We start from the raw sequence: 12,411 nt of genomic DNA, 5'->3' as shown, positions 1-12,411 counted from the left end.
GCGTTGCGGTCCACCGGCTTCTATTGGACGATCTTCGTCGCCGGTTCCGCGATTTGGTATCCGCGCATATCCAAAACTACGACCCTTTACTCCCACTCGATTGTCCCCGGCGGCTTGCTCGTTACGTCGTAGACGACGCGGTTGATGCCTTTTACTTCGTTGATGATGCGCGTTGCGGCGTCGGCGAGGAAGGTCATGTCGTAGTGGTAGAAATCGGCGGTCATGCCGTCGACCGAGGTTACGGCGCGCAGCGCGCAGACGAAATCGTAAGTGCGGCCGTCGCCCATGACGCCCACCGTCTGCACCGGCAACAGCACCGCGAAAGCCTGCCAGATCGTGTCGTAAAGGCCGGCCTTGCGGATCTCGTCGAGATAGACGGCGTCGGCCTTCCTGAGAATATCCAGCTTCTCGCGCGTGATACCGCCGGGGCAGCGGATCGCGAGGCCGGGGCCCGGGAATGGGTGGCGGCCGACGAAGAAGTCGGGAAGGCCGAGCTCGCCGCCGAGCGCCCTCACCTCGTCCTTGAAGAGCTCGCGCAGCGGCTCGACCAGCTTCATGTTCATGCGCGCCGGCAGGCCGCCGACATTGTGATGTGACTTGATCGTCACCGACGGGCCACCGGAGAAGGAGACGCTCTCAATCACGTCGGGATAGAGCGTGCCCTGCGCGAGGAATTCCGGCGCGCCCTTGCCATCGCTGGCGATCTTCTTCGCCTCGGCCTCGAACACATCGATGAAGAGCTTGCCGATGATCTTGCGCTTGGTCTCTGGGTCCGACACGCCCTCGAGCTCGCCGATGAAAAGATCGGACGCGTCGACATGGACGAGCGGAATATTGAAATGCTCGCGGAACAGCGACACGACCTGATCGCTCTCACCAAGCCGCATCAGCCCGTGGTCGACGAAGACGCAGGTGAGCTGCTCGCCGATCGCCTCGTGGATCAGCACCGCCGCGACCGCCGAGTCGACGCCGCCGGACAGGGCGCAGAGCACGCGCTTGCTGCCAACCTGAGCGCGGATCTTGGCGATCATCTGCTCGCGATAGGCCGCCATGGTCCAGTCCGACTTCAGCCCGACCACCTGATGGACGAAGTTCGCCAGCAGCTTGCCGCCATCCGGCGTATGCAGCACTTCGGGATGGAACTGCACGCCGTAGAGACGGCGCTGTTCGTTGGCGATTGCCGCATAGGGCGCGCCCTCCGAGACCGCAATGACCTCGAAGCCCTCGGGGATCGCGGTGATCTTGTCGCCATGGCTCATCCAGACCTGATGGCGGCTGCCGGGCTCCCAAAGGCCTTCAAACAGCGCTGACGGCTTCTTGACCTCGATGAAGGCGCGTCCGAATTCGCGGTGGTGACCGACTTCGACGCTGCCACCGAGCTGCGCGCTCATTGTCTGCTCGCCGTAGCAGATGCCGAGAACAGGCACGCCGGCCTCGAACACCGTCTCCGGCGCGCGGGGCGAACCGATATCGACCGTGCTTGCGGGGCTGCCCGAGAGAATGACGCCCTTCGGCTTCAGCCGCTCGAAGGCCTCCTCGGCCTTCTGGAACGGATGGATCTCACAATAAACCCCGGTTTCCCGAAGGCGCCGCGCGATGAGCTGCGTGACCTGGGAGCCGAAATCGATGATGAGAATGCTGTCTGGCATGGGCGGATCCGGCGAAGAGAGGTTGAGCGGACGGGTGGCAAGGCTGCAGGAAGCAGAAGGCCGGCGCTCGGGCCGGCCTCCACTTTCATCAGGGCGATGTCGTCGCGGGGTTCGGCGTGGCCGGCGGCGCGGCAACGGGCGTGCTGGCCCAGCTCGGATAGGCCGCGCAGCCCTCGGGGGCCGTGATGGCGCCGAAGCGTTCCTTCAGCTTGTCGCAGGCGAATTGGCGCGCCTGCTCAGGCATGTGCTTGTTGATCTCGACGCCGAAACGATCGTTGGGGTCAGCAGCGGCGAACACGTAATAGGCCCAGTAGCCGCCGATCACGACGATGGCGAGAACGATGAGCCTGACAAGCCCGCGCATGGATGATCTCCGTTCCTAAGTCCTGAGCCTGCCCTTCTAGTGGCGGGCTGGCTGGGTGTCGAGGTCGGCCGAGCGCCGTCCTCAGCTTCGCCGTGCAAGCACAGCGATGAAAAAGCCGTCGGTGCCGCTCTGTCGGGGCGTCAGCATCAGGCCGAGCGGCAGGCGGCGCACGGCCGAGCCGGTCTCGATCATCGCTTCAGCCTCGAACGCCGAAACAAGAGTGTCCGGAGCAACCACATCAAAACCCGGATGGTCGGCCAGGAAGGCGGCGACACGGTCCGAATTCTCCGATTCAAGCAGCGAGCAGGTGATGTAGGCCAGCCGTCCGCCGGTCTTCACATAGCGCGATGCCGCCTCGATCACCGCCGCCTGGTCCTTCTGCCGCTCGGCGAGGCTGCCGGGGCGGATGCGCCATTTGGCGTCCGGATTGCGCCGCCAGGTGCCGGTTCCCGTGCAGGGCGCGTCGACGAGGACGAGGTCCATCCGCCTCTCGAGATCATCGAGTACGTCGGAGCCCGGCTTCGGCGTGCGGACCTGGACATTGCGGATGCCAGCGCGCGCCAGCCGGTCATGGATCGGCGCCAGACGGCGGCGATCGGAATCATAGGCGAATATCTGTCCATGGTTCTGCATCGCAGGGGCCATCGCGAGCGTCTTGCCACCGCCGCCGGCGCAGAAATCGAGGACCTGCATGCCGGGCCGCGCGCCGGCGAATTCGGCCGCGAGCTGGCTGCCGAGATCCTGGATCTCGATATGGCCCTTGAGGAAGCATTCCGTCGAGGCGATGTGCGGCTCGCCGCGCTCAGGCTCCAGCGGCAGGCGCAGGCAGAGCGGGGAGAGCGGCGGCCGTTCGGGCGCCCGGCCAAGCTCGGCGGCCAGCTCGCGCGCGGCATTGTCGGGCTCGGATTTCAGCGTGTTGACGCGAAGATCGAGCGGCGCGGACGCTGCCATGGCCTGCATCTCGGCGACGACATCGGCTCCGAAGACGCGGCCGAGCTCATCGGCGAGCCACTCCGGATAATCGCCGCGAACATGATCGGGCGCACCAGCGAGGCAGTCCGTGCCGAGCGCAGTGCGTTCCTCGTCGGTGAGCGGCGGCGGCGCGAAGCGCTCGCCGGAGATCAGCTGTTCGATCGCAGCCACATCGAGGCCGCGATGGACGCGGAAGAGGCCGAGGATGATGGCGCGGCCATTCTCGCCGCCGGCCGCGAAGGCCGAGGAACTGCGATGGCGCAGCGCGTCGAAGACGAGGTCGCCGATCGCGCGCCGATCCTTTGATCCGGCGAAGCGATGCGCGAGCCCCCAGTCCTTGAGCGCGTCGGCAGCCGGGCGGCGGCGGTCGATGATGTCGTCGAGAACCTCGATCGCAGCCGAAATGCGGGCGACAGGCGTCATGAAGCAGCGTTTCCCTTGTCGGCCGTCACCATGGATAGGCGGCCATGACTATGAGGCCGCCGACGATCAGGCCATGCGACAGAACGACATTCACGTCCAGCGTCCGTGCCATGCCCTTCTTGTTCCAGAAGTCATGCACCATCGCCGTGGCGGCGATGACGAAGAGGGCCATGGCGACGAATACGGCCGGAAGCGCCAGACCAGCAAGCGCGGCCAGGCCAAGCACGATCTCGACACAGCCGCCGGCGATGGCAATGGCGAGCGGCTGTGGCAGTTTCTTCGAGCCGAGCAGCATCGCGACCGCGCGGCGCCCGATGACGAGGCGGACGCCGATGACGACAAACAGGGCGCCGACAAGAATGCGGCCCGCGAATGCAGCGTTGGTTAGATCCATCGGCCCCCTCGCCGTCTCAGATGAGACGGATCGCGAGATCCGCCCAGAGCGCCACGACTATCAGAAAGGCGGCAAAGAAGCTTGCATGGCGGAGCATCAGCGGCCCCTTGAGGCTGCCGATCATCTGCAGCGCCCTGAATATGACGAACACCCAGGCCAGAGCGAGTTCGATGATCGAGACGCCGTCAATCATCATCAGGAAGCCGATAACGACGAAGAACAGCACCGGCAGTTCAAACTGGTTGGCGACAAGACGCCGTCCGGCGGCCGATTGAGGCGGCTCGTTGCCGGGCGGGAAGTCAGTATCCTTGGCCAGCCCATTCCTGACCGCCGCGGAGCGGGCACGGCCGAGATTGACGTAGGCGAGGAAGATGAGGACGGCCTGCGCGATGGCGGGCCAGAGGATGACGGTTTTGAGCATATGGATCAGCCAATTCCCGGATAGTTCGGGCTCTCTCGCGTGATCGTCACGTCATGGGTGTGACTTTCGCGGAGCCCCGCCGAGGAAATACGGACGAAGCGGGCCCGTTCCCGGAAGGCGGGCAGATCCTCGGCGCCGACATAGCCCATCGCGGCGCGAAGACCGCCTGCAAGCTGGTGCAGAACGCCTGAAACCGGCCCCTTGTAGGGAACCTGCCCCTCGATACCCTCGGGCACCAACTTCAAGGTATCGCGGACCTCGGCCTGGAAATACCGGTCAGCCGAGCCGCGGGCCATAGCGCCCACCGAACCCATGCCGCGATAGGCTTTGAACGAACGGCCCTGGTGCAGATAGACCTCGCCGGGGCTTTCCTCGGTGCCGGCCAGCAGCGAGCCGATCATCGCACAGCGCGCGCCGGCGGCGAGCGCCTTGGCGAGATCGCCCGAATATTTGATGCCGCCATCGGCGATGACAGGGACATCGGCATTATCGGCGACGGCGACCGCTTCCATGATGGCGGTGAGCTGAGGCACGCCGACGCCTGCGACGACGCGGGTGGTGCAGATCGAACCAGGACCAATGCCGATCTTCACGGCGTCAGCGCCGGCATCGATCAGGGCGCGTGTGCCTTCGGCGGTGGCGACGTTCCCGGCAATGATCTGGACCCGGTTGGACAGCTTCTTCACGCGCTCGACCGCGTCGAGAACCCGCTGCGAATGGCCATGCGCCGTATCGACCACGATGAGATCGACACCGGCGTCGATCAGCATTTCCGAGCGCTCGATGCCGTTCTCGCCGACCGTGGTCGCGGCGGCGACGCGCAGACGCCCCTGCTCGTCCTTGGCGGCGTTCGGATTGAGCTGCGTCTTCTCCATGTCCTTCACGGTGATCAGACCAACGCAGCGATAGGCTTCGTCGACGACGACGAGCTTTTCGATCCGGTTGGTGTGCAGCAGCCGCTTGGCCTCGGCCTGGCTGACACCTTCCTTCACCGTGATGAGGTTTTCCCGCGTCATCAGCTCATAGACGCGCTGGCCCGGATTGGAGGCGAAGCGGACGTCGCGATTGGTCAGGATACCGACGAGGCGGCCGGGATTGCTATTGCCCTCGACGACCGGAATGCCGGAAATGCGGTGCGCCTTCATCAGCGCCAGCGCCTCGGCCAGAGTCGCGTCGGGCCCGATCGTGACGGGGTTCACCACCATGCCCGATTCGAATTTCTTGACCTGACGGACTTCCTCGGCCTGCTGCTCGGGCGTCAGATTGCGGTGGATGACGCCGAGGCCGCCGGCCTGCGCCATCGCGATCGCGAGTCGCGCCTCGGTGACGGTGTCCATCGCCGAGGAAATGATGGGAATGTTGAGTTCGATGGTGCGTGTCAGGCGGGTTCGGATATCGACTTCGCCGGGCATGACGAAGGAATGCCCCGGTTGAAGCAGCACATCGTCGAAGGTCAGAGCCTCGCGACCGGTCGTGAGCTCGATGATCTGTGCCATGCCAACGCTTCCCTTCGAATGTGAAAGACCGGCCGGGGGTCGGGCGACCACCGGCGGGCAAGAACGAAAATGAGGTTGGCGCGTGCCATTAGCATGACGGCGCGGACCTTGGAAGGCATGAAACGACGCGTCGCACGCAAGGCAGCCATGCACGGCGCGTCGGGCCGTTTAGCGCACCACCGTCAGCCGCTCGGCGGCCCGCGTGATGCCGGTATAGAGCCAGCGGCCGCCATGCTCGCGAAAGGCCCAGCTCTCGTCGAACAGGACGACATCATCCCATTGCGAACCCTGCGCCTTGTGAACGGTCAGCGCATAGCCGAAATCGAACTCGTCCGAGGCGCGGCGCTGCGGATAGGAGAGCCCCTCCCCGCCATTCTCGAAGAAATCGGGGTGCACGGCGACCTTGACCGCCTTACCCGACGAATCCTCCTCCGGCACGACATCGAGCCGGATCAGGCTCTTGCGCGGCGCACCGAGTTTCGCGACCGTCCAGGTGCCGCCATTGAGCAGCCCCTTCTGCTTGTCGTTCCTGAGGCAGACGAGCTTGTCGCCGACGGCTGGCATCGGTGAGAGCAGGCCCTTCAGTTCGCGGATGCGCTGGTTGTAGGACCGCCGCGTCTTGTTCGTGCCGACGAGGACCTGGTCGGCATCCAGAATCTGCGTCGCGTCGATGTCGCGCCGCCCGATGACGCGGCTCTCACCGAAATCGCCATAGTCGAGCGTCCGTCCCTCGCGAACGGCCATGGACAGGCGGATAATCGGATTGTCCTGCGCCTGTCGGTGCACCTCGGTCAGCATCAGGTCGGGCTCAGCGTCGGTGAAGAATCCGCCCCCCTTCACCGGCGGAAGCTGAGCGGGATCGCCGAGCACCAGCACAGGCGTGCCGAAGGAGAGGAGATCGCGGCCGAGCTCCTCGTCGACCATCGAGCACTCGTCGATGATGATCAGCTCCGCTTCGCCTGCGGCACTGTCGTGATTGATGGCGAAGACCGGCTGCTCCTCGTCGTCGCCAGAGCGCGGACGATAGATGAGGCTGTGGATCGTGCCGGCACCTTCGCAGCCCTTGGATCGCAGGACATGCGCCGCCTTGCCCGTAAAGGCCGCGAAGGCGACCTTGCCGTCGATGCCCTCCGCGATGTGCCGGGCAAGCGTCGTCTTGCCCGTTCCGGCAAAGCCGAACAGGCGAAAGACCGGAGAATCGGCGCGCTTCAGCCAGGCCGCGACGCCTGAAAGCGCATCTTCCTGCTGGGGCGACCAGCGCATGGCATTTCCTTCGAAGCGGAGGACGAGGCCGAGAGATGGCTGATAGCCGATTCAGGGCTCTGGACGACAGAGAGAATGTGACATTGCAGCAACATTGACGGCGTTAGGTGACATCGTGGCGCAACTGAGGCCGCTTTGCCTTGGTTTCGGCGGAACTGTCGCTGAATGAAAACGATGAAGGGGTCGACCCCGGACGGCCTTGCCCAGAGTTGTTGCCGAATTGTCATCCGGGCGGATTTTCTCGGCGGTCCGGCAAGACGGTTACCATTCCTATGCTAAGGCGAACGAAAATAGCGACAACGGTTCAGCGACGGTCATCTGCCGGCCTTGGGCCAAGTCGAAACATTTTGTCTTATCCCGTCCATATGTAGTCGAAAGGGTCAGGCTTTGAACCAAGCGAAGCCTAATGAGACGACTGGAAAGCTCAGCCGTCGCAGTTTCATGATCGGCTTGCCGATCGCACTTGCCGGCTGCCAGTCGGTCGATGTCACGGCTCCGACCGCGACGGGACCGGTTATCGATCAGGGTTTCGCCCAGATGTACGCAGCCATCGACACGGAGCCATTCCCGGTTCCGGCCGTCGACACGCGAAAGATGGATCCGCAGTTCCTGCGCCAGGTCGTCACGATCCCGGTGGGTATGCAGGCCGATCCCGGCACCATCGTCATCGATCCGCCGAACCATTTCCTCTATCTCGTGTTCGAGAACGGTACGGCAATACGCTACGGCGTCGGCGTCGGTCGCGAGGGCTTTGCGTGGTCTGGCGACGCCAGGATCCAGGCGAAGCGTGAATGGCCGATGTGGCATCCTCCGAAGGAGATGATGGCGCGCGATCCAGAAGCCGCTAAGTGGCCGGACGGCATGCCGGGTGGCCCCGGCAATCCGCTCGGTGCCCGCGCGATGTATCTCTATCAGGGCAAAGTCGACACGCTTTATCGCATCCATGGCACCACGCAGCCCTGGTCGATCGGCAAGTCGCTTTCATCCGGCTGTATCCGCCTGATCAACCAGGACATCATCGATCTCTATAGCCGCGTGCCGATCGGCACGAGGGTGCAGGTGCTCGGTAATGTCGAGCCCGATCCCGTTGCCGTCTATCAGAGCCATGGCGGCGCCGTGCCGGATCCGGTCCCGCCGCGGACCTCGTCCAACACGACGATGCCGACCGGCGGCGCGAACGGCTGACGTCTTTCGCCTTTCTTCGATCCTGAAATCGAGGCCCTCTCCGGAGGGCCTCTTTTTTTGCGTGAAGAGCCCGCCTAGACCGGTGCCGACTTCATTTCCGGTTGAACCTCCAGGCGCTTACCTCCACCTTGGCCTTACCACCTGCCCCGAACCGGAAAGTGACCCGTGCCTCACTACACGCCGCTCATCGCGACGATCGTCATCGGCCTCGTCCTGGCCTTCATCCTCGGCGTCATTGCCCACCGCCTGAAGATCTCGCCGCTCGTCGGCTACCTCCTCGCCGGCGTCCTTGTCGGGCCGTCGACGCCAGGTTTCGTCGCTGACCAGGGACTTGCCAACGAACTGGCCGAGATCGGCGTCATCCTGCTCATGTTCGGCGTGGGGCTGCATTTCTCTATGAAGGACCTGATGTCGGTGAAGGCGATCGCCCTCCCCGGCGCAATCGTTCAGATCGGCGCGGCGACGCTGCTTGGCATGGGGCTCGGCTGGTCGGTCGGATGGCCGCTCGTCGGCGGCCTCGTCTTCGGTCTCGCGCTGTCGGTGGCCAGCACCGTGGTCCTGCTGCGCGCGCTGCAGGAACGGCGGCTGATGGACACCGACCGCGGCAAGATCGCCGTCGGCTGGCTGATCGTCGAAGACCTCGCAATGGTGCTGACGCTGGTGCTGCTGCCGGCGCTCGCGGAAATCCTCACGGGCGGCGCGACCAGCGGTTCCGGCCTTGCCGGTTCGAGCGGCTTCGGCCTTGCCGGCATCCTCGCTTTGACTGTGGGCAAGGTGGCCGCCTTCGTCGCCTTCATGCTGATCGTCGGACGCCGCCTGATCCCATGGGCGCTGCATTACGTGGCGCATACCGGATCGCGCGAACTGTTCCGCCTCGCGGTGCTGGCGATAGCGCTTGGCGTCGCCTTCGGCGCGGCCTCGCTGTTCGGGGTCTCCTTTGCGCTCGGCGCGTTCTTCGCCGGCATGATTCTCAGCGAATCACCGCTCTCACAGCGTGCGGCTGAGGAAACACTGCCGCTACGCGACGCCTTTGCGGTGCTGTTCTTCGTGTCGGTCGGCATGCTGTTCGACCCTCACATCATCATGAAAGAGCCGCTGCTTCTCCTCGGCACGCTGGCGATCATTCTCATCGGCAAGTCGATCGCGGCGTTCGTCATCGTCAAGGCATTCCGCTATCCAACCTCAACAGCCCTGACCATTTCGGCGAGCCTCGCCCAGATCGGCGAATTCTCTTTCATCCTGGCGGCGCTTGGCGCCGATCTCGGGCTCATCAACGAGACGGCGCGCGACCTCATCCTCGCCGGCGCGATCCTCTCGATCCTGATCAATCCAGTCATGTTCGCCTTGGCAAAGCGCATCTACCAGCGCACCGGCGAAGGCCATCGCGCCGCCGTTCGGGCCGCCGAAGCGAGCGAAGCCGCGGCACAGGCGCGCGATCTCTCGCCGACACGGCTTTCCGGCCATGCGGTGGTGATCGGCTACGGACGCGTCGGCCGGATCGTCGCCGAAGGGCTTCGCAAGGCTGGACGACCCTATCTCGTCGTCGAGAACGGGGATCAGCGGGCCAAGGAGGCCATTGCGACCGGAGCCGAGGTCATCGTCGGAAACGCAGTCGACAGCGAGGTGCTGGCCGCGGCCAATGTGGCGGGGGCCGGGCACCTTCTGATCGCGGTTCCCGATGCCTTCGAAGCCGGGCAGATCGTCTCGAAGGCTCGGGCCCTCAACCGCACCATGCAGATCATCGCGCGCGGCCGCACGGATGCGGAGGTGACGCATCTGGTCGACTATGGCGCCAATCTCGCCATCATGGGCGAGCGGGAAATCGCGCTTGGCATGCTGGGATCCGTCTCGAATGGCCAGGCGGAAGACAAGCCCGCCTCTCCTGGCGCGGATGCAGCCGCGGTCGGCGCCGTCTGAGCGTTGCCGCAACAGCGCAACGCCATCGCAAATCGCCGATCCGCCGGCCGTTTGAGCGCGCCGGCTTCACCATGACATCGGCCGTCTATAGTCTCGCACCACAACCGCGGCATCGGGGGCCGGTCAGGTTCGAGAACAGGAGCAACAATGCGCGCCGGCAACGACAGGAGAAATCGCTGGCGCGGGTTGCTGGGATTGGCACTGACGACACTCTTCCTCGCCGGCTGCGCCTCGCGGCCCGAAGGTGCCCTGACGCCGGTCGCCGCCGATCCGGCGGCTGCCAGCAGCGTCGACATGTTGGTCGCCACCACGCGCGCCGCTGATCCGACGCCGGGGGTCTTCTTCAATGGCGAGCGCGGCAGTGGGCTGTCGCTGGCCAATATCGTCATCTCGATCCCGAACAATCGGCCGATCGGACAGGTTGAATGGCCGCGCCAGGTTCCGGGCAATCCGGCGCGGGATTTCGTCGCCACCTCGGTAACGCCGGTCAAGACCGCCGATATCTCGAAATGGTTCACGAAGCGCAATGGCAAGGCGCGCCCCGTGCTCATCTTCGTGCACGGCTTCAATACGCCGTTCGACGCCTCGGTGTTCCGCTTCGCGCAGATCGTGCACGATAGCAACGAACAGGCAGCGCCGGTACTCTTCTCCTGGCCATCGCGCGGACGGGTGCTCGACTATAATTACGACCGCGAGAGCGCCAATTTCTCGCGCAGTGATCTCGCTTTCGTCATCCGCGCAGCGGCCCGCAGCCCCAATGTCTCGAGCGTGACCGTGATGGCGCATTCGATGGGCGGCTGGGTGGCTGTCGAAGCGCTCCGTCAGATCGCACTCCAGGACGGCCGCATCCCCGCGAAGGTCAGCAATGTCATTCTCGCCTCGCCCGATCTCGACGTCGATGTCTTCCGTCGCCAGATGCAGGAAATCGGGCCGAAGCGGCCGCATATCACGATCTTCGTTTCATCAAACGACCGCGCCCTGCGTGTCTCCCGCCTGCTGTCCGGCGGCGTGACGCGCGTTGGCGCCGTTGACCTGACGCGGGAGCCCTATCTCTCGCAGTTCGAGAAGACGAACGACGTCACGGTCATCGACCTTTCGGCGCTGAGCAACGGCGACCGCCTCAACCATTCTAAATTTGCAACCAGCCCGGAGATCGTGCAATTGCTGGGCGGGCGCATGGCTGCCGGGCAGCTCATATCCGATGCCGACGCGCCGGCCGCCCAGATCGGCGCCACGGCGCAGGGCGCCGGCCAGACGATCGGCTCGGTCGCCGGGGTCGTCCTTTCAGCTCCGGTGATGATCTTCGGCGGAATAGCGCGACAGTGAGGCGGGCAAAGGCTCAGGCCGTCGCCCGCGCGCTTGCCGCCGCCGCAACCGGAAACGGCGCCAGCAGAAGGCCGATAGCCCAGCCGAGATAGAACCGCGCATCCATCCAGAAGCTGGACGGACTGTAAAGCATGGCGGGCGACGCACCGATCAGGCCAAGAAGGGCGCAGACGATCGCGGCTGACACGAGCCAGACCGCCGCCACCAGGACGAGGCGGCGCCCGGCCCGCACAAAGGCCTCCTCCAGCGGATCTCTGCCGATCTCGCGATAGCCGAGGGCGAGTATCGCCAGGCATGGAATGACCGAGCTGACGATCTCGAACAGCGTCCAGCCGAACAGCCAACCGGACAGAGCAGCCGACACGGCAGCAATCGCGCCCATCGGCAGCCTCAGCCAGCGGCTTCGGGCGCTCACCCAGGCGAGTGTCGTGGCGAACGGGACGATGGCCCAGGTTGCGGTCAGCGCGATGCCGGCTGCAACTCCGGACGCCTCGCCCGCATGCCCGCCGTCCCCACCCGCGACGAAGGCGATCATCGCGTCATGTACGCAGACTGAAGCGAAGGCGAACACGAAACCCATGGACGCCGCGAACAGGGCGTTGCGAGGCCTCGGCGAGGCGCCGCTTGTGCCGCGCTCACCTTCAACACGCGCCTGCAAACGCCGCATCAGCGGTTCGACGAAGAAGGCGAGAACGAGGCCGATAAGGAGCGCTGACAGCACATCGCCGACGTCGAGATGCCCCAACGTGATCTTCAGCCCGCGCCAGATGAATTCCGGAGCTGCGGCACAAATCGCCACCCAGAGCGCAGACGACAATCCCGCGGCAATTGCGAGGATCAGCGATCCTGCGCGCGCCGCCGCACGCCCCGGTCCGGTGACCTGCTGAACCGTCATCGCGCGACTCCGGGGACGAGGATCATCGCCAACAACGACTTGATGATCGGAGCCGGTTGGACCTGCATGACTGTTCGATCTTTGAAATGACTATCCGGTGATCAGG

Annotated in this window: 11 protein-coding genes; 3 read left to right on the top strand and 8 right to left on the bottom strand. The window is 64.9% G+C overall.

All coding sequences use genetic code 11. The annotated features are described in order from the left end of the window. Nucleotides 1-86 precede the first annotated feature (86 nt). The 7 genes from guaA to LB518_RS04505 all read right to left on the bottom strand — a co-directional run bounded on the left by guaA (nt 87) and on the right by LB518_RS04505 (nt 6,982). A complete protein-coding gene (gene guaA, locus LB518_RS04535) occupies nt 87-1,649 on the bottom strand; it encodes a glutamine-hydrolyzing GMP synthase (protein WP_224573530.1) in 1,563 nt (520 codons plus the stop codon). Nucleotides 1,650-1,737: 88 nt separating this feature from the next. Then, nucleotides 1,738-2,013, bottom strand: a complete 276-nt coding sequence (locus LB518_RS04530; protein WP_224573528.1) for a hypothetical protein — start codon at nt 2,011-2,013, stop codon at nt 1,738-1,740. 81 nt (nt 2,014-2,094) lie between these two features. Then, nucleotides 2,095-3,408: an RsmB/NOP family class I SAM-dependent RNA methyltransferase gene (locus LB518_RS04525; protein WP_224573526.1), complete on the bottom strand. Its 1,314-nt coding sequence runs from the start codon at nt 3,406-3,408 to the stop codon at nt 2,095-2,097. Between the two features lie 25 nt (nt 3,409-3,433). Next, on the bottom strand, nt 3,434-3,802 hold the full coding sequence (locus tag LB518_RS04520; RefSeq protein WP_224573514.1) for a DoxX family membrane protein: 369 nt from the start codon (nt 3,800-3,802) through the stop codon (nt 3,434-3,436). 16 nt (nt 3,803-3,818) lie between these two features. Further along, nucleotides 3,819-4,223, bottom strand: a complete 405-nt coding sequence (locus LB518_RS04515) for an MAPEG family protein (RefSeq protein WP_224573511.1) — start codon at nt 4,221-4,223, stop codon at nt 3,819-3,821. A 5-nt stretch (nt 4,224-4,228) separates the two neighbouring features. Continuing rightward, on the bottom strand, nt 4,229-5,719 hold the full coding sequence (guaB, locus tag LB518_RS04510; RefSeq protein WP_224573509.1) for an IMP dehydrogenase: 1,491 nt from the start codon (nt 5,717-5,719) through the stop codon (nt 4,229-4,231). A 168-nt stretch (nt 5,720-5,887) separates the two neighbouring features. After that, nucleotides 5,888-6,982, bottom strand: a complete 1,095-nt coding sequence (locus LB518_RS04505; RefSeq protein ID WP_224573507.1) for an ATP-dependent DNA helicase — start codon at nt 6,980-6,982, stop codon at nt 5,888-5,890. A gap of 387 nt (nt 6,983-7,369) precedes the next feature. Here LB518_RS04505 and LB518_RS04500 point away from each other — a divergent pair, with 387 nt between their 5' ends. From LB518_RS04500 to LB518_RS04490, 3 genes are all read left to right on the top strand, one after another. Continuing rightward, nucleotides 7,370-8,167, top strand: coding sequence for a L,D-transpeptidase (locus LB518_RS04500; RefSeq protein WP_224573505.1), 798 nt, complete (start codon nt 7,370-7,372; stop codon nt 8,165-8,167). A 165-nt stretch (nt 8,168-8,332) separates the two neighbouring features. Further along, nucleotides 8,333-10,084, top strand: coding sequence for a YbaL family putative K(+) efflux transporter (ybaL, locus tag LB518_RS04495; RefSeq protein ID WP_224573503.1), 1,752 nt, complete (start codon nt 8,333-8,335; stop codon nt 10,082-10,084). Between the two features lie 147 nt (nt 10,085-10,231). Then, nucleotides 10,232-11,410 carry an alpha/beta hydrolase gene (locus LB518_RS04490; protein WP_224573500.1) on the top strand — a complete coding sequence of 393 codons (1,179 nt, stop codon included), beginning with the start codon at nt 10,232-10,234 and terminating at the stop codon, nt 11,408-11,410. Nucleotides 11,411-11,423: 13 nt separating this feature from the next. Here the strand turns inward: LB518_RS04490 and LB518_RS04485 are convergent, their stop codons facing one another. Continuing rightward, nucleotides 11,424-12,305 (bottom strand): hypothetical protein, encoded by an 882-nt coding sequence (locus tag LB518_RS04485; RefSeq protein ID WP_224573497.1) that lies wholly within the window; start codon nt 12,303-12,305, stop codon nt 11,424-11,426. Between the last annotated feature and the right edge of the window lie 106 nt (nt 12,306-12,411).

It is taken from the genome of Mesorhizobium sp. BR1-1-16, assembly GCF_020165495.1.
Taxonomy (GTDB): domain Bacteria; phylum Pseudomonadota; class Alphaproteobacteria; order Rhizobiales; family Kaistiaceae; genus Kaistia.
This window is presented reverse-complemented; position numbering and strand designations above follow the sequence as displayed.